The sequence below is a fragment of the Faecalibacterium sp. 7 genome, from assembly GCF_049562865.1.
GTDB classification, from domain to species: domain Bacteria; phylum Bacillota; class Clostridia; order Oscillospirales; family Ruminococcaceae; genus Faecalibacterium; species Faecalibacterium wellingii.
The window spans coordinates 2,102,274-2,124,823 of record NZ_CP186911.1 but is presented as its reverse complement, the minus strand read 5'-3'; the positions used below and the strand labels follow the sequence as shown (position 1 = coordinate 2,124,823).

Here is a 22,550-nt window from a genome sequence, read left to right as displayed (position 1 = left end):
CTGTTTTCGCACGCATCGATATTTACCCCTTAACAAAAAGACCGTGCTCCGCTATAATAGAGTGGAACGCGGTCTTTTTCTGTTTTGAACTGTTTTTGATACATTGAGAGGTCTTATCCATGCAGCCAAAGAAGCACTATTTTGCGCATATCCCTACCATTGCCATTTTTATTGTGTTTGCCATGTCGGCACCGCTGGGCGTGCTGCTGTTCATCTTAAAAAGCATCGATAAAAACGCCGAAAAAGAAGAAAAAGCCGCTGCACAGGCGCAGGCAGACTATCGTTCCGACCTCGGCCCCGCCCCTGCGCAGACGGCACCCCGGCAGGAAACCGAGCCAACTTACGGCCACGATGTTCCCACCAAAGAGCAGAAGGATGCCAAGGAGCGGCACAAGCTCCTTACCACCCTGTGCACCATCGGCGGTGCCGTCTTTCTGTTTGCAGGCTTCAGCACCCTGTTCATGGATGGTGCTGACAGCATGATGGAGGCGTTTACAGCCATCGCCCAGATGCTGGGCGGCGGCGCTGCTCTGCTGACCGGCCTGCGCATGGACCGCACCCGCAAGCTGGAACGCCTGCTGGACAAGATCGCAGGCGACCGCGACAACATCCCGCTGGACGAGTTGTTTGCCGCCGCAGGCATCGATGCCGCAAAGGGGCGTGCTGCGGTGGAAAGCGCCATTTCCCACGGTTACTTTGGTGCCGACGCCTACATCGACAACCGCACTGCTACCCTTGTGGTGCGCGGTGCTGCGCCCCAGCCGCCCAAGCAGCCGGAACCGAAGCCCGCACCGGAACCAGCGGACCAGTACGCCGCCCTTCTGCAGCAGCTGCGGCAGGCCAACGATGCCATTCCTGACCCGGTGATGACCGCCAAGATCAGCCGTCTGGAAGCGGTCAGCGCCCGCATCTTTGAGCTGGCAAAGCAGGACCCCGGCAAAAAGGCGCAGCTGCAGAAATTCATGGACTACTATCTGCCCACTGCCCTCAAGCTGCTGAACACCTATGCCAGCCTTCCTGCGCAGGATGTGCAGGGCGAAAACATCGCCGATGCCAAAAAGAACATCGAGCGCAGCATGGACCTGCTGGTGACCGCCTTTGAAAACCAGCTGGACAAGCTGTTCCAGTCCGACGCGCTGGATGTCTCCGCCGATGTGGCTGCACTGGAAGGAATGCTGAACATGGACGGCCTGACCGGCAGCGATTTTGCAAAATAACCGCTCAGGCGGGATCTTTTATCATAGGAGGCCGGGACTGCTGCGCCAGATGATGTGCAGCAGCCCCGGCTTTTTCATTTCACCGGAAGGGTCATGGCCGTCAGCAGCATCGTCCCATCTGTCCGACGCAAATCTCCATGCCGTGCAATGTTTATCCACCTTGCGCAAAGCACCCGATCCGCAGGCGTTTTCCACAATGGTTTTTCCGTTTCTAAATTGATTTTATTTCAATCGTCTATTTCCCTTCAAATGCCGGATTTTATACTTTTTGCAACTTTTCATTCAGATGCAACAATAACACATGGTTTTTTCCGTCCGGATTTTATATGATAAAGGCAGAAGTGTGCAGAGCGTCCTGTATGCTGCCCTGTACTTGCAGTTCCAACCCGCTCAAAAGGAGGACTATCCTATGATGAAATCTGTTTCCGCATGGAAGCAGGAGCTTTCCAGCGGCGCACACGCTGCCCGTCTGGCATCGCTGTACTGCTGTGCACCCGAAGAGACTGCCCCGCAGGCTGCCCGCTACGAAGCAGCCCTGAATGGTCTGGAGACCACCTTTGGCCCCCACGCCGAAGCCGGCCTTTACAGCGCACCCGGCCGCACCGAGATCGGCGGCAACCACACCGACCACCAGCACGGCCGCGTTCTGGCCGGCAGCGTGAACATTGATATGATCGCCGCCGCCGCGCCCAACAGCCTGAACCAGCTGCGGGTGCAGAGCGAGGGCTACGACCTGTGCGTTATCAGCCTTGACGACCTGACTGCCCGCAAGGAAGAGGAAAACACCACCATCTCCCTTCTGCGCGGCGAGTGTGAGGCGTTCCGTCAACGCGGCGCAAAGCTGGCCGGTCTGGATGTGTACATTTCTTCCAACGTGCCCAAGGGCAGCGGCGTTTCTTCCTCTGCCGCCTTCGAGGTGCTGATCGGCGTCATTCTGAACGACTGCTTCATGACCGATAAGGTCTCCCCCATCGAGATCGCGCAGATCGGCCAGTGGGCAGAAAATGTCTACTTTGGCAAGCCCTGCGGTCTGATGGATCAGATGGCTTCCAGCGTGGGCAATATCATCACCATTGATTTTGCCGACCCTGCCCACCCCGATGTGGAGCCGGTGCCGGTGGATTTCTCCAAGGCCGGCCTTGCACTGTGCATTCTGGACTCCTGTGCAGACCATGCCGACCTGACCGACGAATACGCCGCCGTCCCCGCCGAGTGCCGCGCTGTGGCCGCTGTGTGCGGCGGCGAGGTGCTGCGGGATGTGCCCTTTGAGACCTTCCTTGCAAAGCTGCCGGAATGCCGCAGGCAGTGCGGCGACCGCGCGGTGCTGCGTGCCTTCCATATTTATGCCGACAACGACCGCGTGGCAAAACAGGTCGCCGCTCTGCGCGAGGGCGATTTCGGCACCTTCCTGCGTCTGGTCAACGAATCCGGCCACAGCAGCTGGGAATACCTGCAGAACGTCATCCCCGCCGGGTATAAGGAGCATCAGGAAATGGGCGTGACCATTGCTGCCGCCAAGCATTACCTGAACGGCAAGGGCGCGGTCCGCGTTCACGGCGGCGGCTTTGCCGGTACCGCTCAGGCTTTTGTGCCGGTGGAAATGCTGGCTGATTTTAAGAAAAACATGGAGGCCATCCTCGGCGAGGGTCGCTGCCATGTGCTGAGCATTCGTCCCGAAGGAGGCGCTGTCCTGTGATCTCTACCGCCATCCAGCAGCTCGTGAATTACGGGCTGGACACCGGGCTCATCCTGCCCGACGACGAAATCTATATCCGCAACCAGCTGCTCATGACCATGCAGCTGGACGATTTTACGGCACCCGAGGGCGAGGTGTGCTACACTGATCTGGAAAGCATTCTGAAAACGTTGGTGGACGACGCTGCAGCCCGCGGCGTGTGCGAGGACAATTCCACCGCCCGCGATTTGTTCGACACCAAACTCATGGGTGTGCTGACTCCGCGTCCCAGCATCGTACGCGCCAATTTTGAGGAGCGCTACGAAAACGAAGGTCCGCAGGCCGCTACCGACTGGTTCTATAAGTTCAGTCAGGATACCGATTATATCCGCCGCTACCGCATCAAGCGGGATCTGAAATGGGTCACCAAGACCCCCTACGGTGATCTGGACATCACCATCAACCTCTCCAAGCCGGAGAAGGACCCCAAGGCCATTGCCGCCGCAAAGCTGGCCCCCCAGAGCGCCTATCCCAAGTGCCAGCTCTGCGCTGAGAACGAGGGCTATGCAGGCCGCATGAACCACCCCGCCCGCGAGAACCACCGCATCATCCCGCTCACCATCAACGACAGCGCGTGGAACCTGCAGTACAGCCCTTACGTCTACTACAATGAGCACTGCATCGTGTTCAATAATCTGCACACCCCCATGAAGATCGAGCGCGCCACCTTCCGCAAGCTGCTGGACTTCGTGGGCCTGTTCCCCCACTATTTCGTGGGCAGCAACGCCGACCTGCCCATCGTGGGCGGCAGCATCCTGAGCCACGATCATTTTCAGGGCGGTCATTACGAGTTTGCCATGGCCAAGGCTCCCATTGAAAAGAAGTGGGTGTTCCCCGGTTTTGAGGACGTAGATGCCGGTATCGTGCACTGGCCCATGAGCTGCATCCGCCTGACAAGTGAGGACGACAGCCGCCTTGTGGAGCTGGCGGACAAGATCCTGACCGCATGGCGCGGCTACTCTGACGAGAGCTGCTTTGTCTTTGCCGAGACGGACGGCGAGCCCCACAACACCATCACACCCATTGCCCGGATGCGGGACGGCAGATACCAGCTGGATCTGGTGCTGCGCAACAACATCACCACTCCGGAGCATCCTCTGGGCGTGTTCCACCCTCATGCAAAGCTGCACCACATCAAAAAGGAGAACATCGGTTTGATCGAGGTCATGGGCCTTGCCGTGCTGCCCAGCCGCCTGAAAAAGGAAATGGCTGAGCTTGCCGATGTGCTGGTCTCCCGCACACCTGCAGCCCAGTACCCCGAAGAGCTGCAGAAGCATGCCGAGTGGGCCGGGGACATCCTTGCCCGTCACCCTGAACTCAGCGCCGACAATGTGCACCCCATCCTGCAGGATGAGATCGGTCAGGTGTTCGCCGAGGTCCTCGCCGACGCCGGCGTCTACAAGCTGGACGAGGCTGGCCGTGCAGGCTTTGTGCGGTTCCTCGCAAGCGTACAATGATCTTTTAAGATAGTCGCTCTCCCCCTTTCCCCCGCCGGTATGCCTTGCCGGCGGGGGATTTTTATTGCTCAGCGAAGATATCGGGCCGATCTTCATTCCGCAACACAGCACAAAAAAGCCGCCTTTCGTGCCTCGCAGCACAAAAAGCGGCTTTTTATCGTCTTATTTCAGGAGCAAAGAGCCTTGCGGAAGCTTATTCCGGCAGGTCCTCTTCGTTCTCCAAGCTGTGCCAGACGTTCTGGACGTCATCATTGTCTTCCAGCGCATCCAGCAGCTTGCCCATCAGCTTCAGCTGATCGGGGTCGGTCAGGCGGGTGGTGGTCATGGGCACCATAGCCAGATCGTCGGACAGGATCTCGTAGCCCTTCTCCTCCATGGCCTTGACCACGGCAGAGTAGTTCTCGGGATCGGTGGTGATCTCAGCTGCATCCTCGCTGGCGTCGAAGTCCTCAGCACCGGCATCCAGAGCATCCATCATAGCCTCGTCGGCATCCTTATCTTCCAGAGAGATATCAATGACACCCTTCTGGCTGAACAGGAAGCCCACGCAGCCCATAGCACCCAGATTGCCGCCGTTCTTATCGAAGTAGTGACGCAGATCGGCAGCGGTACGGTTGCGGTTGTCGGTCAGGGTCTCGACCATAACAGCAACGCCGCCGGGGCCGTAGCCTTCGTAGGTGATTGCTTCGTACTCGGTCTTATCGCCGCCCTCAGCCTTCTTGATGATGCGCTGGATGTTATCGTTGGGCACGCTCATGCGCTTTGCCTTGGCGATCAGGTCAGCCAGCTTGCTGTTGGAAGCAGGGTTCGGGCCGCCGGTACGGACGGCAACGCTGATCTCGCGGCCGATCTTGGTAAAGACCTTCGCCTTTGCGCCGTCGGTCTTTTCCTTCTTGCGCTTAATGTTGTTCCATTTGCTATGTCCAGACATGGGAAAGAGCCTCCTGTATATTCTCAAATCTCCGCCTGCGGGCAGACGGGCTGTGGTCGCCCGCATTGTGGCAGCACACAAAATCTAACTCTATTATTGTAGCACAACCGGGCAGAGCGTTCAAGTCTTATCGGCCCGGTTTTCGGCGGATCGTAGGGAAAAATGCGCTTTTTCTGCCTGTTTACAGCAGACGCAGGGCCTTGGGGTAGTGGTTTTTCACCCGCCCGCTGGACACCTTGCCGCCGCCCAGCGGCCAGCCGTCCACCGTCACACAGCACCAGCCGTCTGCAGCAGTGCGGGCCTCCACCTCATGGCCGGAAAGGTACTCTGTCGTGCGCGGGTCGGCAAGGGTCAGCTGCTCGCAGTTCGTACACTGCGCGCCGAACGCCGTGAACAGGTGGTGCTCCGGCACAAAGCGGCCCTTCTGCACGCTGCCCACGAACACGCCCGCCCGCAGCACATGCAGGTTCGTCTGCGGGAAGGGCACCGGCAGCAGCACACCGCCGCCATGCACCACAGCCGGGCGGTCTGCCAGCGCCGGGAAATACCGCCCGGCAAATTCATGCCACGCTGCAAGGCTCTGGGCAGGGCTTGTCTCCCCTGCCTGTGCTTCGCGGCTGCGCTTGCTGCCCTGCACCGCCTCACGGCAGGCGCGGGCATTCTCGCGGCGGGCGCTGCGGGCGTCCGGAGTCTTGGCAGGCTTACCGTTCTTCCCCTTGGCCTTTTTGCCTGCGGCTTCCGCTGCGGCCAGCCAGAGCTGCTCCTCCGGGGTGTATTCTCCTTCCGGCGGCAGGGCGCGGGACGTGCCTGCCTTGATAAGCCTTGCCATAAAATGCCCCTCGCCGCCCTGACAGGGCCAGATGCGCCGCACCTTGCTCACATCCAGCGGCAGACCGCCGGTGCGGTTGGCTTCGCCCTCGCTGCCAAAGGTGTAGTCCACATTTCCCAAGGCATCTGCAAGTGTGAACTCCGGGTGGCGCTGCAGGAATGCCGCCACCTGTTCCTCGTCCTCCTCCGGCGCAAAGGTGCAGGTGGAATAAACCAGCTGCCCGCCCGGGGCCAGCACAGCGGCTGCACAGTCCAGAATTTCCGCGCCCAGCTCAGCACACTGCTTCACCAATGCTTCACAGTGCTGCTGACGAGCCACCGGCTCCTTGCGGAACATGCCCTCGCCGGAACAGGGTGCATCCACCAGAACACGGTCAAAAAACTCCGGCAGAGCGTCCGCAATGCGGGCGGGCGACTCATTGAGCACCACCGCATTGGACACGCCCATGCGTTCCAGATTGCTTTTCAGGATATCCGCACGGGCCGCAACATATTCGTTGCTCACCAGCACACCGCGCCCCTGCAATGCCGCCGCCAGCTGACTGCTTTTGCCGCCGGGGGCTGCACACATGTCCAGCACGCGCATCCCGGGCCGCACACCCAGCAGCGGCGCTGCCGAGGACGCCGACGGCTCCTGCGAGTAAAACACGCCCGCATGGTGGTACGGATGCCGCCCAGGCTTAAAGTCCGGCTGGTGCACCACAAATGCCGCCTTGCAAAAGGGTGATGCTTCCAGCGAAAAGTCTGCCTTTGCGGCGAACTGCTCCGGCGTCGTGCGCAGGGCCGAGACCGTCACACCGCGCTCGGCGGTCTCCTGCGGGGCCGCGTACAGTGCGTCGAACCGCTCTCCCAACAGGGCACGCTCCCGCTGCTCAAAATATTCTGTAGGCATTCTGCAATCCTCCTGTGGGATGTATAAAGCCGCCGTCTGCGGCCAAACTAGGTCTTGTGAGGGGCACACCGCCCCGCACGGAAAACCGAAAGGAGATCATTCACTATGGCAACCGAAAACCGCAGCAATAACTGCAAGAATCAGACCTCGAACCGTACGTCCAACCAGACTTCCAACCGCACCAGCAATCAGACCTCCAACAGCGCCACCAACGAGCACAAGCACCCCAACCAGTACACCAAGGGCGCTGACGACGAAAGCGCCAAAAACTCCACGAACAGCCGTTCCAGCAACGCCAGAAACAGCCGCTAACGCTGCCCTGCGCGCCTGACGGACCACAGACGTGCACCCTTTGACCTTTCTCTCAAACCGCAAAGCCCGCTGCCCTCCGGCACTGTTTTCCAGTGCGGAAAGCAGCGGGCTTTCGCATGTTTACTTACTTGTCGTTGGGGTCAAACTGCTGCCAGAGCGTATCAAACAGCTCATGCACACGGCTCAGCTGACCATTCAGATACAGCCAGCCCAGCAGGCACTCGAAACCGGTGGAAGCGCGGTATTCCTCAGGGGATGCATGCTTTGCCACACTGGCCTTGCTGGCGTTGCGGCCCCGCTTGAACACTGCCAGTTCGTCCTCGGTGAACAGCGGCTCCAGCAGCTGCTCCTCCCGGAACTGTGCCCGGGCCGAAACATACTTGACCTTTTCTGCGTTGAGCTTTCCGGCAGACAGGCGGTGGTGCTCCACCAGCCGCTGACGCACCAGCAGTTCCAGCACGCTGTCACCCACAAAGGCCAGCGCCAGCGGGCTGAGCTCCCGCGGGTCGATCTTTTCTGATTCGTTCATAGTGACCTCTTAGAAGATATAATCGAACTGGTAATCGCCGATGAGGATGGTATCGTTTTCCTGCACGCCCTTTTCCACCAGAGCGTCCAGAATGCCGCTCTCGCCCAGCTGACGCTGGAAGAACTGCAGGCTTTCGTAGTCGTCCACATTGCTGCCGGCCAGAATGTATTCCAGCCACGGGGCTTCCACGCTCCATACATGGGCTTCCATGCGCTTGATCTCAAACGCACGGTCGTTGGCCTTGGGTTCGGGCTTCTTGTACTCTGGAGCAAACACCGGCACCGGCGGGATATCCTTCAGGCGGTTATACACGAGGCCCGGCAGTTCCTTCACGCCCTGCATCGTGGCGGCAGAGATGGGCACGAAGGTCAGACCCTTGGCTTCCACATACTTGCGGAAGTCCTCGATCTGCTCCTCGGTGGCCAGATCGCACTTGTTGCCAATGACGATCTGCGGACGCTCAGCCAGCACAGGGCTGAACTTTGCCAGTTCCTCGTTGATCTTTTCAAAATCCTCGATGGGCTCACGGCACTCGCTGCCGGAGACGTCCACCACATGCAGCAGCAGGCGGCAGCGCTCCACATGGCGCAGGAAGTCGTGGCCCAGACCGATGCCCTCGCTGGCACCCTCGATCAGGCCGGGGATATCGGCGCAGACAAAGCTTGCGCCCTCTGCCACGGACACGACACCCAGCGTGGGCACCAGCGTGGTGAAGTGGTAGTTTGCGATCTTGGGCTTGGCTGCGCTGATGGTGGAGATGAGGGTGGACTTGCCCACATTGGGGAAGCCGATCAGGCCCACATCGGCGATCAGTTTCAGCTCCAGCGTCACCTGAATGTCCTCGCCGGGCATACCGGGCTTTGCAAACTTGGGGATCTGGCGGGTGGGCGTGGCAAAATGCGCGTTGCCGTAACCGCCGCGGCCGCCCTTTGCGATGGTGACAGGGGTGTGGTCGGACAGATCCGCAATGACAAGGCCGCTCTCGGCGTCCTTGATGACGGTGCCCAGCGGCACCTTGATGACAAGGTTCTCCGCGTTTTTGCCGTGGCACAGGCTGGCACCGCCCTTGCCGCCCTCCGGGGCCACATACTTGCGCTTATAGCGGAAGTCCATCAGGGTGGTCAGGTGATCGTCCACCACAAAAATAATGTCGCCGCCGCGGCCGCCATCGCCGCCGTCCGGGCCGCCAGCGGCCACGAATTTTTCACGGTGAAAGCTCACCGCACCGTCGCCGCCCTTGCCCGCGTGGAGCCATATCGTGGCGATGTCGATAAAGTTGGTTTGTGCTGCCATACAGCCCCTCCTTAGTTTTTACCTCTATTCAGCTCGCCCCTCGGGAGAGCTGGACGCGCCAGAGCGCGGCCTGAGAGGGTTCTTTTCATCAAAAAGAGCCGGGCCACGAGGGTCCGGCTCTCTACGTTTTGCAGTTATCCGAAAGAAGTTACTGCTTGACGCTGCACTTCTTGCCGTTCTTGCCCACGCGCTCAAAACGGACAGTACCGTCCACCAGAGCAAACAGGGTATCATCGCTGCCCTTGCCAACGTTCTCACCCGGCATGATGTGGGTGCCACGCTGACGAACCAGGATGTTGCCGGCCAGAACGAACTGACCGTCTGCACGCTTGGTGCCCAGACGCTGTGCTGCGGAATCGCGGCCGTTCTTGGTGCTGCCTACGCCCTTTTTATGTGCCATTGTAATTTACCTCCTTAGCCGTTGATCGCAGTGATCTCAACCTTGGTGAAGGGCTGACGATGGCCCATACGGCGAGCACTGTGCTTCTTTGCGCGATAGGTGATGATGTTCAGCTTCTTGCCCTTGCCATTCTTGATGACCTTGGCAGAAACGGTAGCACCCTCAACAACAGGAGCGCCAACCTTCACAGAACCCTCCTCGCCAATAGCGAGAACCTGATCAAACTTCACTTCGGAGTCGGCCTCAACGTCCAGCTTTTCGATGTAGACGATGTCGCCCTGCTCCACGCGGTACTGCTTACCGCCGGTAACAATGATTGCGTACATTTTGTTCATTCCTTTTCGTTGTACTCGCTGGTCGTAAAGGCAGGCCCTTACACTGGGCCATTTCAGGCGCCCACACCACGCGGCTAGAATAGTATAGCAAAAAAAGGCCGGGATTGCAAGAGGAATTTTCCTCTTTCCGAAAGATTTTTTATTTTTCCGCCTTTCCGCTTTCCGCGATGGTGCGTTTTACTTCGGCGTTATACGCTTCGGTGCGCTCCACGAAGAGCTTGCGCGGGCTGGAAGCAAGCAGCTGGGTCTTGCTGCCTGCAAAGGCGATGGGCCCATCCAGCTTTTTCATGGCCGCTTTATTATCAGCGTTCAAAGCCAGCTCCACCATCAGGGGCTTGTCCTTGAACTTATGGGTAAAGTAGATCTCTGCCGCAAGGCCTGCCACCACGGCGATGCCTGCCACCAGCTGGGACGCCCGCAGGCCAATGGAGGGCACCAGCATCAGGCTGTCTGTGCGCAGTGCTTCGATCCAGAAGCGGCCTACACCGTACCAGATCATATACCGCAGGGCGATGTCGCCGTTGAATCTGCGCTTTTTGATGTAGCGGAACAGCAGGAGAAAGCCCACGAAGCACCAGATGCTCTCATACAGGAAGGTGGGATGCACCGGCAGGTTCGGATCGATGGTCACGCCGCTCTGGGCTGTGACCGTACTGCCCATGAGGTACGCTCTGGTAGCCTCGCTGTACATGCCCCACGGCAGGGTGGTATTGCAGCCGAAGGCCTCCTGATTGAAGAAGTTGCCCCAGCGTCCGCAGCCCTGCCCCAGCAGAAAGCCCATGGCGGTCAGGTCGAACATGGGCAGCACCGGCACGCCCCGCCATTTGCAGGCAAGGCCTCCAAACAGAAAGCCGCCGATGATACCGCCGTAGATGGCCAGACCACCGTCGCGGATCGCGATCATCTCCCAGATGCTCTCGTATTTAAAAGGTGCCATGGCCACGTAGTAGGCGCGGGCGCTGACAATGCCCAGCACGATGCCGATCAGGATCACATCCACCATGCTGTCCGGGTCCACGCCGAACTCGATGCTGTGACGGAACGCGAACACCAGCGCCAGACAGATGCCGAACGCAATGCAAACACCATACCAGTAAATGCTGAATCCACCGATGGAAAAGGCCACACGGTTGAGCTCAAAGCTCAGGCCAAGGCCCGGGAACTGTACCAGATTTGTCATTCTGCTTCCTCCTCGTCCTCTGCCAGCGGCGCAGTGCCGTCCGGCTGGATATACATGACCGCCATGCGCTCTGTGCTGAGGATGTGCTGCAGCGCTGCATCCGCATCCTCCGCGGTCAGGCCCGCCAGCATGGCGATCTGCTGAGCCACCGTCTGGCCGGAGAGGGCAAAATCTGCCATCTGACTGGCCGAATCCTCCACATTTTCGAGGTTTTCGATCAGCTGGCCGTATTTTTCGTTCTTGCACAGGGTAAAGATCTCCCGGTCCACGCCTTCTGCGCGGATGCGGGCGATCTCGTCCAGAAGCATCTGCTTCACGGCATCGGGGGCGTCGCTCTCGCCGGTGAACAGGATGCAGCAGCAGCCGTCCACCCGCAGCACTTCCCCGCCAAAGCCCGGGTTCACAAGGCCCTCGTCGTACAGGCGGCGGTACAGCGGTGACATGCCGCCGGTGATGCAGCTCAGGATCAGATCATACAGCGCTTCGGTGCGCAGGTCACCGGACGGCAGCGGCTCTTCCTTGAAGCCCACGCCGAAGCAGGGCTTGGACACCGGCATCTTCAGCGTTTTTTCCGCTGCGGCCAGCGTCATGGGCTCCGGCGTCCAAAGGCGCCGCACACCCTCTGCCGTGCGGGGCTCCATCAGGCCATGGCGCTCGCAGGCGGCTAAAATTTGCTCCATGGTGGTATTGCCAGCCGCTGCCAGAACCATGTTGCCCGGTGCATAGAACGCCTTGCAGCTGTCGTAGAGCATTTCGGGCGTAATTTCCGCAATGCTCTCCACCGTGCCCGCGATATCGCTGCGGATGGGGTGGCTGTGGTACAGGCACTCGAACAGGCCGGTGATGAGCCGCCAGTCCGGGCTGTCATCGTACATTTTGATCTCCTGCCCGATGATGCCCTGTTCCTTGGCGATGGTCTGCTCGGTAAAATAGGGGTGGGTCACCATGCCCAGCAGCACATCCAGACTCTCGTCCAGCTGCTGGGTCGCGGTGAACAGATAGCAGGTGCGGTCAAAGCTGGTGAAGGCATTGGCGTTCGCGCCGGTCTTTGCGTACTTTGCAAAGGCATCTCCGTCCTGATCCTCGAACATCTTGTGCTCGAGGAAGTGTGCCACGCCTGCGGGCAGGTGCACTTCTTTTCCGTCCAGCCGGAAATCCCGGTCGATGGAGCCAAAGCGGGTGGCAAAAATGACATGGGTGCTGGAATAGCCCGGCATAGGCCGCACGATGACGGTCAGGCCGGAGGGCAGGATCTTCCACTGATCGGCCACAGTCTTTTCCAGCAGGGTCTGATCATTCTGCGGCATGGGCGTCTACCTCCTTTGTGAGCAGATAGCTGACCGAGAGGGTCAGCTTACGCAGGATCGCGCGCACATCGTCCCGGGTCACGGCCTGCAGGGCGGCGCGGGCCTCGGCAGGCGTCTGGACTTTGGCAGGGTCGCCGCCGCTGCGCAGCACCTCGATGTAATACCATGTCTCAATGCCGCCCAGCGTATCCTCCACGCCCTGCATTCCGCTCAGCAGTCCCCGGCGGCAGTCCTCCAGCTCCTCATCGGTGATGGGTCCGCTGCACAGGTCGGCCAGCTCCTTCAGGATAGCCTGCTCTGCGCGGGCAGCGTCGGCGTGCTCCACGCCGCTGTTCACAGCCATGCTGCCGGTAAAGCTCTGGAACGAGGACGAGCAGTAGTAACACAAATGGTCACGCTCGCGCACATTCAGGAACAGGCGGCTGGTCACGCTGCCGCCATACAGCGCCATGGCAAGGCGGACTGCTGCCAGCTGTTCGGTGCGCATGGGCTCGCCCAGCGTGAACAGCATACACAGCTTTGCCTGCACCATATCGTAGGTCTCTACCCTGTGCACAGGCTCGCGGCGCGGCATGGCAATGTTCTCGGCCAGCGGCAGCGGAGCCCGGTCGATGGCGGCAAGTTCGGCCAGCAGGGCATCCCGCACGGCTGCCGTCTGCGCGGCGTCACAGCCCAGCACAAGCAGCTCAATGTTCGCGGTCCGCAGCATCTCGTAATAAGCCGTGGTGAGCTGTTCCGGCGTCAGGTCGTCCACCTCTTCCAGATAGCCCTCCTGCCGCACGCCTGCCGGGCTGTCGCCAAAGAATTCCCGGTTGGCCTGATGCAGGCAGTACAGACGCTTATCGTTGATCTCATCCTCCAGCGCCTTTTTCAGCATCTGTTTTTCAATGCCCACAGCCTCCGGGTCAAAGGTCCCGCCCACAAAATAGGGATGGAAGGCCGCGCCCAGTGCAATGGATGCATATTCCCGCGTCAGTTCTTCGCCTTCCAGCGCAAATTTATCCTTGATGCCGGTGACGCTGACGCACAGATTGTGGCTGCAGCCCATGGGCCGGGCATCCACCGTGAGATCTGCACCGTAGAGCTTGGCCAGCTTTTTGGTCAGTCGGGTCATGTCCGGGCAGTCGGCATAGCCACGCTCCATCACAAGGGGCAAAAGTGCATGTGCCGTGGCGGTCTCCCGCTTTGCCGGAAAGGCAAAATGGATGCTGATGCGGCAGCGGTTGAATTTTTCCGCCGGGTCGCAGGAAAGGTGCACGCCCGGCGCAATGAGAGTACGTTCCAATTTGTTCCTCCACCCTGCTTTTGCAGGGAGCTTTTTATTTTATGATGCCTTCTGCAAGGCAAGAAATTCTTCCAGACTCAAGCCGCTGGCCCGGATGGCAAGGGCATTTTCTGTACCCACATACCGCCAGTGCCACGGCTCGAACACCACACCGGTCGCGGCCTGCCGGTCTTCCGGGTAGCGCAGGATGAAGCCGTATTCCGCAGCATAAGCGGTCAGCCACTCGTAGGCGCGGGTCGTATCAAAGCCGGTGTCACGGTCCGGGTAGTCGCTGCTGAGGATATCCGCCGCATAACCGGTGCCATGCTCATTGCATTCCGCAGGCAGCTGGATGTCTGCGGACAGGCTGGCGGCTTCCTCCTCGGTCTTGCCCTTTTCCAGATACTGCTGCTTCTGTGCCTCATAGGCTGCGGTCCGGGCATCTGCGTCCTGATAGCCTGCGGACAGCACCAGCGCAACGCCATCCTCTGCCGCTGCGGCAGACATCTGCCGGTAGGCATCGGCAGCTTCCGCTTCCAGCTGGATGGTGCCATCCTCATTGGCCGGGGCAAGGGTCGGCGACGGTTCCACGGCAAAGGGCAGATTGGCGTTTACCAGTACAAGCCGCGCATCGTCGGCATCAAAGGTGTAGCCGGTGCCGCTGTAGCTGGCAGCTTCAAAGCTCCGGGGCCCGGCAAGCAGAGCGTTTGCTTTGGGCAGCAGCCAGAGGATGCCCCGGGTCATCAGGGCCACAATGCCAGCACAGATCAGGACCAGGAGCGCCCAGTTGCGGGCCAGACGCAGGCGCTTGCGGCGCATGTATTGCTCACGGGTCATACGGGGCTTTACAGTTTTCTTGCTGGTTGGTTCCATGGTGCGTTGCAGCTCCTTTGGCAGAATTTGCAGCGCGCTGCGCCGCACAGATACAGTGTATATTATACACCCCTTTGCATTTTGTGTAAACGCCGGAAGTGTAAAATAAGTATGACCGTCCTCGTCAGCGGCCTTGCCCTCTCCGTCCGCTCACGCTGTTCGCGTCCACCTCTCCCAAAGTGAGAGGCCTTGGCAGAACCAGAAAGTTTTTCTCTTCGCCAGAGGCTCGCCCTTTGGGAGAGCTGTCGCGTAAGCGACTGAGAGGGCGAGGCCGTTAACAAAAAGAGCGCTGTACAGCTCCCAAAGAAACTGTACAGCGCATAAAATTCATTTTTTACAAATCAGTCAAACAGCATATCGTGGATGGCGGAAACGGCCTTGTCGGCATCCCCGCGGTCGATGATGCAGGAGATCTTGATCTCACTGGTGGAGATCATCTTGATATTGATGTTGTTGTTGGACAGTGCCTCAAACATCTTGGAAGCAACGCCGCTGTGGCTCTGCATACCGGCACCCACGATGGAGACCTTTGCGCAGGTGGTGTCCACGCTCACATCATTGAAGTGTGCGCTCTCCTTCAGCACGCGCATGGCCAGATCCGCTTCACCCTCAGAGCAGGTAAAGCTGATGTCCTTTTTACCGTCGCGGCCGGTGGACTGCAGGATGATGTCCACGTTGATGTTCTTCTGTGCCAGCAGGCCGAAGATCTTGAAGCTCATGCCCGGCTCGTCGGGAACGTTCAGAATCGTGATAACAGCAACATCAGCGTCCTTTGCGACGCCCTTGATCAGCATACCTTCCATGTCTTTCGTAACCTCCTTGACCACCGTACCGGGCACGGGATTCAGGCTGGAGAGCACCTCCAGCTCCACATTATACTTCTTCGCCAGTTCCACGCTGCGGTTGTTCAGCACCTGTGCGCCCAGAGATGCCAGCTCCAGCATCTCGTCAAAGGTGATCTCCTCCAGCTTGCGGGTGTTGCGCACCTTGCGCGGGTCGGCAGTGTAAACGCCTTCCACATCGGTATAGATCTGGCAGCGGTCTGCGTGCAGGGCTGCTGCAATGGCAACTGCACTGGTGTCGGAGCCGCCGCGGCCCAGAGTGGTGATGTCGTCCAGCTTGTTCAGGCCCTGGAAGCCAGCCACAACAACAACACGGTTGCGCTCCAGCTCCGAGGAGATACGCTCGGTCTCCAGACGGCTGATGCGTGCCTTGGTGTAGGCGCGGTCGGTGCGGAAGCCTGCCTGCCAGCCGGTCAGGCTGATGGCATGGCAGCCCAGCTCATTCAGCGCCATGGCCAGCAGCGAAATGCTGATCTGCTCGCCGGTAGCCAGCAGCATATCCATTTCACGAGCCGAAGGGTTGTGGGTGATCTCCCCAGCCTTGGCGATCAGGTCATCGGTGGTATCGCCCTGAGCGGACACCACCACAACTACGTCATTGCCCGCGTTGTGGGTATTTGCCACAATGCGTGCCACGTTGAAGATACGGTCACGGTCCTTCACCGAAGAACCGCCGAACTTCTGTACGATCAACGCCATATCTTGTCACTCTCCTCTTTTTGTCCCTTGATCAAAAGGGGTACACCGGGTGGAAGCAGCAGGCAGAACCTTGCACTTCCCTATCCCATTTATCATTCCACCGTTGCGCCGGTGTTATCGGCATCCAAACGCAGCAATGTAAATGCTTCACATCCGTCCAGACCTTCCAGAAGCTCCAGACCCTTTTCCAGCTTGGAATAGAACTTTTCGGCCTCAGCCTTTTCGGCCACCGCCATCACGGTGCTGCCCGCACCGGAAACATAGACCGCCTTTGCACCGCACAGGCGCGCCATGTCGAACACTTCCTTGGAGCCCGGCATCAGCGGCATGCGGTAGGGCTGGTGCAGCTTATCCTCCGTGGCAATGGCCAGCAGGTCATGCCTGCCCTCACAGAAGGCGGCAGGCACCAGCGCTGCACGCGAAAGATTATATACCGCATCCTTGTGGGAGACCTCTTTGGGCAGTGCCGCACGGGCGGCTTCCGTCAGCAGCTTGTAGTCCGGCACAATGGCGGCAAAGCACAGTGTTTCGTCCACATTGCGCTTGACCGAGTACACCTTGCCCTCCTCAAACACGCTGCTGGTCAGACCGCCCAGCAGGGCCGGGGCCACGTTATCGGGGTGGCCCTCGATGGAGGTGGCCAGCGTGAGCAGCTCCTGGGTGTTGAGCACATCGCCCAGCATCCGGTTGGCACCCAGCAGGCCCGCGATGATGCAGGCCGAAGAAGAGCCCAGACCCCGGGCCATGGGAATGGGGTTGGTCTGGGTGATCTTGAGGGGCGGGATCTGCTTGCCAACTTTTTCAAACAGGCCCTTTGCCGAGCGGTACACCAGATTGGATTCACCGCGCGGGATGCGGGTACCGTCCGCAGACGAGATATCCAGCACCTCGCTGTCTTCAAAGGTGACCGTATTATACAGCGTCACCGCCAGACCCAGCGCATCAAAGCCGGAGCCGATGTTCGCGCTGGTGGCCGGGACAGAAACCTTGATCTTCATAGCCGCTGCACCTTTCTTTTTCCGTTATCAGTTTTCTTCCGGCAGACGCTTGAGCACCAGCTTCACGCTGCCGCCCACGGCCTCCACCTTGCGGGCCGCTTCGGACAGGGCTTTGTCGTCGGCACGCTCCACAAAGTAGGCGCAGCCCTCGTAGCGCTCATCCACCACCTTGCCGTAGCCGTAGATAGCTTCCACCACTGCGGGAGCAATGCCTGCCACACGCACATAATATGCGGCAGGAGCAGGATCGGTGAGCATGCCGTCCACCGGCTCAGCGGGCTGCCAGAACAGGCTGTCGTGCACCTTGGCGCCATGCTTCAGGGCATCCACCACATCGGCCACAACGGCGCTGGCGGTGGGCAGCTTGCCGGCACCCTTGCCGTAGAACACCACATCGCCCAGCATATCGCCCTTGACCAGCACGGCGTTGAACACATCGTCCACGCTGGCCAGCTGGTTTGCCTTGGGCACCAGACAGGGCTCCACACCCGCCGCCACACTGCCGTCCTTGCCGCGCTTCATCCATGCGATCAGCTTGATGACACAGCCCAGCTTTTCAGCTGCTGCCACATCAGCGGCGGTGATATCGCGGATGCCGCGGGTGGGAATGTTCTGGGGGTAGATCTGGTGGCCGCAGACCAGCGAGGACAGAATGGCGATCTTGCGGCAGGCATCGCGGCCATCCACATCGTCGCTGGGGTCCTTGGTCTCCGCGTAGCCCAGTTCCTGCGCAATTTTCAGTGCATCGTCAAAGCCCAGACCCTCGCGCACCATCTTGGTGAGCATGAAGTTGGTGGTGCCGTTCACGATGCCCTCCACCTCGGTGATGACGTTCGCGGCCAGGCACTGGTGCATCGGCGTAATGATGGGGGTGCCGCCGCCCACAGAAGCCTCGAACAGGAAGGCACAGCCGTGCTCTTTGGCAAGGCCCAGCAGCTCGGCTCCGTAGGTGGCCACCATTTCCTTGTTGGAGGTGCACACGCTGCGGCCGCTCTCAAGACAGGCCTTTACATACGGGTAGGCAAAGCGGGTGCCGCCGATGGTCTCCACCACCACCCTGATCTCCGGATCCTCCAGAATGACATCAAAGTTCTTGACGAACAGGTTTGCGGCCGGATGACCGGAAAAATCCTTCGGGTCCAGAATATACTTGACCTCTACCGGCTCACCTGCACGGCGGGAGACACTTGCAGCGTTGCGGCACAAAACCTCGTACACGCCGCTGCCCACCGTGCCAAAGCCCAGAATTGCAATTTTAGCCATTGTTGCTCTCCCTCGTTTTCCTGAGTTTTCCTGATTTGATATCTACTTTACAGATTGTATCCGCAGTGCACACCCACCACCATGCGCTGACGCGAAAGCTTTTCGGTCAGCTCTTCCGGAGTCATCTGCATGGTGTCGGTGCGGATGGTGACTGCCACCAGTGCTGCACCGTTTTCCGGCGTGGACTGGTTGATGGTCACAATGCTGGCACCTGCAGCGCTGATGCCTGCCAGCAGGCTCTGCAGCGCACCGGTCTCATCCCGCAGAGTGGCCATGACGGTGATCACTTCGCGGCCATTCTCGGAGTCAAAGATGCAGTCCTTATACTTATAAAAAGCGCTGCGCGAAAGATCAACTGCACGGGTAGCAGCGGAAATGCTGCGTGCCTCCCCGCTGGCCAGAAGCTCTTTGGCGCGTACCACCTTGAGAAAAACCTCAGGCAGCACCTGCGCGTCCACCAGATAAAAGCGGCGTTCCAACTTGTTCACCTCACAAACACAAGTGTTCTTGCAGTGAATATAATAACATCCGGCCCCCTGCAATGCAAGGGGTCGGATGCGTTTTTGTCAGATTACCCAGTTTTGTTGTGTGAAGTGCGGTGTTTCCTTGCCGGATTCACCCCGGGGCTGTGTTGAAAGTACGCCTTTTGCGTTTTGTTTTCCCGCCGAATACAGATCACTCGGTATCCAGATTACTTGTATCTGCCGGGATGACAGTCTGCTCCGGTGCTGCATCTGCCGCATCTGCTGCAGGCGCAGCGGGTGCTGCCGCATGGGAATAGTTGCAGGCGGCGGGCAGATCATCTGCACGGTAGTAGCCCACGGCCGTGCTGGGGCAGGAACCGCCGGCCAGCAGACCGCTCTGGGTGCAGTAGCGGCGCTCCACAACGCCAGCGGAACTGGGGAATGCCTTATAAGGCAGGTCTGCCTGCACCTGTTCCATCAGTGCCTTCCATGCCATAACACAGGTACGGGTCTTTGCCTGCTGCTTGCCAAGGGTCTTGGTCATATCGTAGGGTGCATCGTAGCCCCACCACACAGCGGTGACATAATACGGCGTGCCGCCCACGAACCACAGATCCTTTTCGTCGCTGGCCGTACCGGTCTTACCAAAGGACTCCATACCGTTGGAGTTGGGGTAGCGTCCGCCTGCGGTACCCACGCTGGAGTACAGCACATTCTTCAGCAGGCGGTTCATCACGTAAGCGGTGTCCGGCGTCAGTGCCTGATAGCTGGTGGCATTGTTTTCCAGATAAATGTTGCCATCACGATCCAGCACCCGGGTGTACAGGTGCGGGGTGGTGTACTGGCCATCGTAGAAGATCTGGAATGCAGCCGCCAGAGCCGTGGGCGTAACACCATGGGTCTGGCTGCCCATGACCATCTGGGCAAGGCCCACATCGTTCACCGGGTCCAGCGTGTTCAGCTGCAGGGTGTTGTAAACAAAGTTGAAGATATTGCTTGCGCCCACCAGATCGCCCACGCGGATCGCGATGGTGTTCAGCGAGCGGGCAAGGCCGTTCCACAGCGGGATATCGCTGTGGTCGCCATAATTGCCGCCGTAGTTCCGGGGCCAGCTGCGCCATGCGTTGGGGTAAGCACGCAGCTGCTTGTCCGACAGGCCCATCAGGCCGTTCTTGCGGCAGTAGTCCTCGTCACGGATCACCATGTCCTGCTTCTGGTACAGGGGCGAGTTGTTGAGCATGGTAGACCAGTTCACCAGACCATATTCAATGCCCAGTGCATACGCGCCAATGGGCTTGATGGTAGAACCCGTCTGGCGGGTGACGCTGTAAGCGCGGTTCAGCGAGAGGCTTCTGGTCTTTTCGCCCAGACCACCCACAATGGCGATCACGTTGCCGTCGTAGTCCAACGTGACCATCGCCGCCTGTGTGCGGACGTTGCGATAATAGTAGACCGTGCCGTCATCGCCAGTGCGGGTCTTGGGGGTACCGTCGTCATTCATCACCTGAACGTCGTCATCGGAAATGGAGGTCACCTCTTCCTCATGCCAGCCCGCCGGGAAATATGCGTCGTTGGCATTCAGCATCAGGTTCTCCATGGCAGACTGCACCTTGGTGTTCACCGTAGCCTCCACGGTAAAGCCGCCGGTGTACAGCAGCTTCTGGGCTTCGGATTCGGAGATGTTCTCCTTGGCCATGATATCCTGCACCAGCTCCGTGAACAGTGCATCCGTAAAATAAGAGGTAACAGAAGAGTTCTTCTTGCTGTCCTCTTCCTCGGCCAGCACCAGCGGCTGGGCAGCTGCATTGCGGTACTCTTCCTCACTGATCACGCCCTGCTGCCACATGTTGTACATGAGGAAGTTGCGGCGGTTGATGAGGTTTTCGGGATTCGTATAGGGGTTGTAGTTGGTGGGGTTCTTGGTAATGGACGCAATGGATGCGCATTCCCACAGGGTCAGCTGGCTGACATCTTTATTAAAGTACTCGTTGGCCGCAGTCTGCACGCCCTGAATAGTACCGGTAAAGCTGATGGTGTTCAGGTACGCTTCCAGAATGGTCTCCTTGGAATAGCTGCGGCTCAGGCAGAGGGCACGATAGATCTCACGCAGCTTGCGCAGTGCGCCATCGATGCCGCTGGCGCTGTTGTCATCGGTCAGGTTTTTGATGAGCTGCTGTTCCAGCGTGGACGCACCCTGCTTGGAGCTGTAGATAGGCAGCAGATACTCATTGATCATTGCGCCAATGGTGCGCTTGAAGTTGACGCCGGGCTCGTTGTAGAAATCCTTATCCTCCGTGCAGATGAACGCATACTGCAGGTTGGCAGGGATCTGTTCCAGATCTGCCCACACGCGGTGGCTGTTGGAGGAGCGCAGGGTCGCGTACTCCACCTGTGCACCAGTGTCCGGGTCGGTGGCCATCACCACGCTGGACTGGCTCAGCTCAATGTTATCCAGATCCAGCAAATCGCCGTCATTGGCCGTGGCCTGCACCACGTAATAGACGGCACCCACAGCCAGCAGGCTGCCTGCCATCACGCCCAGACAGAGCAGGGTGGCAATGGTCCGGCCAATGAACCGCAGGAGCGGATGCTTTTTCTTTTCACAGGATTCCTGCAGCTCCTCCGGTTCCCGTCCGGACCGGGGGGCATGCTGAGGTTCCCGGCGGCTGTTGCTCGTATTCACCCTCCGGCCTCTGGGCGCAGCAGGGCGTCCGTTGTCGGAGCGGTTGATCTTCTTCATATTGGAAATAGGAATCGCCTCCTAACATTTCAGGCTGCATTTCAGCGCCGTGCGCTGGTACCTTTCATCCATGCGCACACAGCTGCACACAATACCATATTATAGCACGCACACAGAATGCGGGCAAGAACCAATCTTCGGCCATAACAGGTTTAATCAATTGTAGTATAGCACATTCTGCCATGCAAAGTACAGCATTCCCGTGTGAAAATTGACTGTTCTCCCCTGTTTTTGGGCATACTTGTGCCAGAAGGGAGCGTGTTACCCCATGCGCAAATTGTGTGTCTGCCTGTTTTACGGGCTGTGCGTATTTACCATTGTGTTCAGCCTGTTCTGGATGGCCCTGCCAAAGCTGCACCTGCCGGTGCCCGATCCCGGCAGCGAAGCCCCGCCCTCCTCTGCAGCAGATCTTGCCGCGCAGGCGCTGCCGGAGCTTGCCGCGCAGAGCTACCGTCTGTGCGACAAAGGCGGACGGGTGGCCGTGTACCGCTGCGGCACCGACGGTCAGCCGGAAGTGCTCATTACCATCACCGGCATCTACACGAATCTCCTGCCGGAGAACGATGCTCTGCGCATCAAGCGCGGCGTGACGGTGTACAGCGAACGGGAATTGGACCTGCTGCTGGAAGATCTGGGAGAATAAGCGCATTTTGCCCATTTTTTATTCTAATTTCGCAATTGTTTTTGTTGACATTCCGATATGAAAAACATATAATAGGGATGCAAGGTAAAGTTTTTTAACCCGTTTCAGCAGTTATAAAAGGAAGTGCGTCCTTATGTCAGAACAGATCACCCTCCATTACCAGTGCCGTCTTTGCGGCAAGCAGCTGGACCGCGGCATTCACCTCGGCCCGCCCAGCCCCGGTACCTGCAGCAAAGCTGCCAAGGTGGACGGCTTCCATGGGCCGCACCGCTGGGTCATCGTGTCTCTGCCCAAAAGTGCCTGAGCACTCAATTTCACTGTGATGCAAAAAGGACCTCCGGATGCTTC

21 protein-coding genes are annotated in these 22,550 nt (G+C 59.1%); 6 read left to right on the top strand and 15 right to left on the bottom strand.

From position 1 onward, the window contains the following. Nucleotides 1-119 precede the first annotated feature (119 nt). The 3 genes from ACKXF7_RS10715 (at nt 120) to galT (ending at nt 4,409) form a co-directional block, all read left to right on the top strand. A complete protein-coding gene (locus tag ACKXF7_RS10715; protein WP_423741253.1) occupies nt 120-1,217 on the top strand; it encodes a 5-bromo-4-chloroindolyl phosphate hydrolysis family protein in 1,098 nt (365 codons plus the stop codon). A 409-nt stretch (nt 1,218-1,626) separates the two neighbouring features. Beyond that, the gene (locus tag ACKXF7_RS10710) at nt 1,627-2,913 is read left to right on the top strand and encodes a galactokinase (RefSeq protein WP_423741252.1); all 1,287 of its coding nucleotides are present in this window, start codon (nt 1,627-1,629) and stop codon (nt 2,911-2,913) included. Continuing rightward, entirely contained in the window at nt 2,910-4,409 is a 1,500-nt protein-coding gene (gene galT, locus ACKXF7_RS10705; protein ID WP_423741251.1) for a UDP-glucose--hexose-1-phosphate uridylyltransferase, read from the top strand. Before ACKXF7_RS10710 ends, galT begins: the two co-directional genes overlap by 4 nt. 193 nt (nt 4,410-4,602) lie before the next feature. On the opposite strand, the gene ACKXF7_RS10700 is transcribed toward galT, so the two are convergent. Continuing rightward, nucleotides 4,603-5,340 carry a YebC/PmpR family DNA-binding transcriptional regulator gene (locus ACKXF7_RS10700; protein ID WP_044954219.1) on the bottom strand — a complete coding sequence of 246 codons (738 nt, stop codon included), beginning with the start codon at nt 5,338-5,340 and terminating at the stop codon, nt 4,603-4,605. Between the two features lie 181 nt (nt 5,341-5,521). Then, a complete protein-coding gene (locus ACKXF7_RS10695) occupies nt 5,522-7,060 on the bottom strand; it encodes an RsmB/NOP family class I SAM-dependent RNA methyltransferase (protein ID WP_423741250.1) in 1,539 nt (512 codons plus the stop codon). A 105-nt stretch (nt 7,061-7,165) separates the two neighbouring features. Here ACKXF7_RS10695 and ACKXF7_RS10690 point away from each other — a divergent pair, with 105 nt between their 5' ends. Then, nucleotides 7,166-7,372, top strand: a complete 207-nt coding sequence (locus tag ACKXF7_RS10690) for a hypothetical protein (protein ID WP_249236901.1) — start codon at nt 7,166-7,168, stop codon at nt 7,370-7,372. Between the two features lie 124 nt (nt 7,373-7,496). On the opposite strand, the gene ACKXF7_RS10685 is transcribed toward ACKXF7_RS10690, so the two are convergent. The 13 genes from ACKXF7_RS10685 to ACKXF7_RS10625 all read right to left on the bottom strand — a co-directional run bounded on the left by ACKXF7_RS10685 (nt 7,497) and on the right by ACKXF7_RS10625 (nt 21,559). Then, complete coding sequence (locus ACKXF7_RS10685) at nt 7,497-7,901, bottom strand: Mini-ribonuclease 3 (protein WP_348583238.1); 405 nt, start codon at nt 7,899-7,901, stop codon at nt 7,497-7,499. Between the two features lie 9 nt (nt 7,902-7,910). Then, complete coding sequence (obgE, locus tag ACKXF7_RS10680) at nt 7,911-9,194, bottom strand: GTPase ObgE (protein WP_339395123.1); 1,284 nt, start codon at nt 9,192-9,194, stop codon at nt 7,911-7,913. Nucleotides 9,195-9,342: 148 nt separating this feature from the next. Further along, the gene (gene rpmA, locus ACKXF7_RS10675; RefSeq protein WP_097800350.1) at nt 9,343-9,594 is read right to left on the bottom strand and encodes a 50S ribosomal protein L27; all 252 of its coding nucleotides are present in this window, start codon (nt 9,592-9,594) and stop codon (nt 9,343-9,345) included. Nucleotides 9,595-9,608: 14 nt separating this feature from the next. Beyond that, on the bottom strand, nt 9,609-9,920 hold the full coding sequence (rplU, locus tag ACKXF7_RS10670) for a 50S ribosomal protein L21 (protein WP_120120768.1): 312 nt from the start codon (nt 9,918-9,920) through the stop codon (nt 9,609-9,611). 148 nt (nt 9,921-10,068) lie between these two features. Then, nucleotides 10,069-11,109: a prolipoprotein diacylglyceryl transferase gene (gene lgt, locus ACKXF7_RS10665; protein ID WP_423741249.1), complete on the bottom strand. Its 1,041-nt coding sequence runs from the start codon at nt 11,107-11,109 to the stop codon at nt 10,069-10,071. Then, nucleotides 11,106-12,416 carry an EF-P 5-aminopentanol modification-associated protein YfmH gene (yfmH, locus tag ACKXF7_RS10660; protein ID WP_423741248.1) on the bottom strand — a complete coding sequence of 437 codons (1,311 nt, stop codon included), beginning with the start codon at nt 12,414-12,416 and terminating at the stop codon, nt 11,106-11,108. Before yfmH ends, lgt begins: the two co-directional genes overlap by 4 nt. After that, the gene (locus tag ACKXF7_RS10655) at nt 12,403-13,701 is read right to left on the bottom strand and encodes a M16 family metallopeptidase (RefSeq protein WP_423741247.1); all 1,299 of its coding nucleotides are present in this window, start codon (nt 13,699-13,701) and stop codon (nt 12,403-12,405) included. Before ACKXF7_RS10655 ends, yfmH begins: the two co-directional genes overlap by 14 nt. A gap of 39 nt (nt 13,702-13,740) precedes the next feature. Then, nucleotides 13,741-14,553: a M15 family metallopeptidase gene (locus tag ACKXF7_RS10650; RefSeq protein ID WP_423741246.1), complete on the bottom strand. Its 813-nt coding sequence runs from the start codon at nt 14,551-14,553 to the stop codon at nt 13,741-13,743. Nucleotides 14,554-14,894: 341 nt separating this feature from the next. Further along, nucleotides 14,895-16,094, bottom strand: coding sequence for an aspartate kinase (locus ACKXF7_RS10645; RefSeq protein ID WP_249236909.1), 1,200 nt, complete (start codon nt 16,092-16,094; stop codon nt 14,895-14,897). A gap of 92 nt (nt 16,095-16,186) precedes the next feature. After that, nucleotides 16,187-17,092 (bottom strand): homoserine kinase, encoded by a 906-nt coding sequence (gene thrB, locus ACKXF7_RS10640; RefSeq protein ID WP_249236910.1) that lies wholly within the window; start codon nt 17,090-17,092, stop codon nt 16,187-16,189. Nucleotides 17,093-17,119: 27 nt separating this feature from the next. Then, complete coding sequence (locus ACKXF7_RS10635) at nt 17,120-18,355, bottom strand: homoserine dehydrogenase (RefSeq protein WP_249236912.1); 1,236 nt, start codon at nt 18,353-18,355, stop codon at nt 17,120-17,122. Nucleotides 18,356-18,402: 47 nt separating this feature from the next. Next, complete coding sequence (locus tag ACKXF7_RS10630) at nt 18,403-18,843, bottom strand: ACT domain-containing protein (RefSeq protein ID WP_005945891.1); 441 nt, start codon at nt 18,841-18,843, stop codon at nt 18,403-18,405. A 187-nt stretch (nt 18,844-19,030) separates the two neighbouring features. Then, on the bottom strand, nt 19,031-21,559 hold the full coding sequence (locus ACKXF7_RS10625; protein WP_339395129.1) for a transglycosylase domain-containing protein: 2,529 nt from the start codon (nt 21,557-21,559) through the stop codon (nt 19,031-19,033). A gap of 268 nt (nt 21,560-21,827) precedes the next feature. On the opposite strand from ACKXF7_RS10625, the gene ACKXF7_RS10620 reads away from it, so the two are divergent. Both ACKXF7_RS10620 and ACKXF7_RS10615 read left to right on the top strand, forming a co-directional pair. After that, entirely contained in the window at nt 21,828-22,202 is a 375-nt protein-coding gene (locus tag ACKXF7_RS10620; protein ID WP_423741245.1) for a hypothetical protein, read from the top strand. 133 nt (nt 22,203-22,335) lie between these two features. Beyond that, the gene (locus ACKXF7_RS10615) at nt 22,336-22,506 is read left to right on the top strand and encodes a hypothetical protein (protein WP_154255643.1); all 171 of its coding nucleotides are present in this window, start codon (nt 22,336-22,338) and stop codon (nt 22,504-22,506) included. Nucleotides 22,507-22,550: the final 44 nt, after the last annotated feature.

Coding starts and splice junctions, on each gene's coding strand:
- ACKXF7_RS10685 (WP_348583238.1), bottom strand. CDS start 7,901: ATGAACGAATCAGAAAAGATCGACCCGCGGGAGCTCAGCCCGCTGGCG.
- ACKXF7_RS10620 (WP_423741245.1), top strand. CDS start 21,828: ATGCGCAAATTGTGTGTCTGCCTGTTTTACGGGCTGTGCGTATTTACC.
- ACKXF7_RS10715 (WP_423741253.1), top strand. CDS start 120: ATGCAGCCAAAGAAGCACTATTTTGCGCATATCCCTACCATTGCCATT.
- ACKXF7_RS10700 (WP_044954219.1), bottom strand. CDS start 5,340: ATGTCTGGACATAGCAAATGGAACAACATTAAGCGCAAGAAGGAAAAG.
- ACKXF7_RS10615 (WP_154255643.1), top strand. CDS start 22,336: ATGTCAGAACAGATCACCCTCCATTACCAGTGCCGTCTTTGCGGCAAG.
- thrB (WP_249236910.1), bottom strand. CDS start 17,092: ATGAAGATCAAGGTTTCTGTCCCGGCCACCAGCGCGAACATCGGCTCC.
- ACKXF7_RS10635 (WP_249236912.1), bottom strand. CDS start 18,355: ATGGCTAAAATTGCAATTCTGGGCTTTGGCACGGTGGGCAGCGGCGTG.
- ACKXF7_RS10710 (WP_423741252.1), top strand. CDS start 1,627: ATGATGAAATCTGTTTCCGCATGGAAGCAGGAGCTTTCCAGCGGCGCA.
- ACKXF7_RS10650 (WP_423741246.1), bottom strand. CDS start 14,553: ATGGAACCAACCAGCAAGAAAACTGTAAAGCCCCGTATGACCCGTGAG.
- lgt (WP_423741249.1), bottom strand. CDS start 11,109: ATGACAAATCTGGTACAGTTCCCGGGCCTTGGCCTGAGCTTTGAGCTC.
- yfmH (WP_423741248.1), bottom strand. CDS start 12,416: ATGCCGCAGAATGATCAGACCCTGCTGGAAAAGACTGTGGCCGATCAG.
- rpmA (WP_097800350.1), bottom strand. CDS start 9,594: ATGGCACATAAAAAGGGCGTAGGCAGCACCAAGAACGGCCGCGATTCC.
- ACKXF7_RS10690 (WP_249236901.1), top strand. CDS start 7,166: ATGGCAACCGAAAACCGCAGCAATAACTGCAAGAATCAGACCTCGAAC.
- obgE (WP_339395123.1), bottom strand. CDS start 9,194: ATGGCAGCACAAACCAACTTTATCGACATCGCCACGATATGGCTCCAC.
- ACKXF7_RS10695 (WP_423741250.1), bottom strand. CDS start 7,060: ATGCCTACAGAATATTTTGAGCAGCGGGAGCGTGCCCTGTTGGGAGAG.
- ACKXF7_RS10645 (WP_249236909.1), bottom strand. CDS start 16,094: ATGGCGTTGATCGTACAGAAGTTCGGCGGTTCTTCGGTGAAGGACCGT.
- rplU (WP_120120768.1), bottom strand. CDS start 9,920: ATGTACGCAATCATTGTTACCGGCGGTAAGCAGTACCGCGTGGAGCAG.
- ACKXF7_RS10625 (WP_339395129.1), bottom strand. CDS start 21,559: ATGAAGAAGATCAACCGCTCCGACAACGGACGCCCTGCTGCGCCCAGA.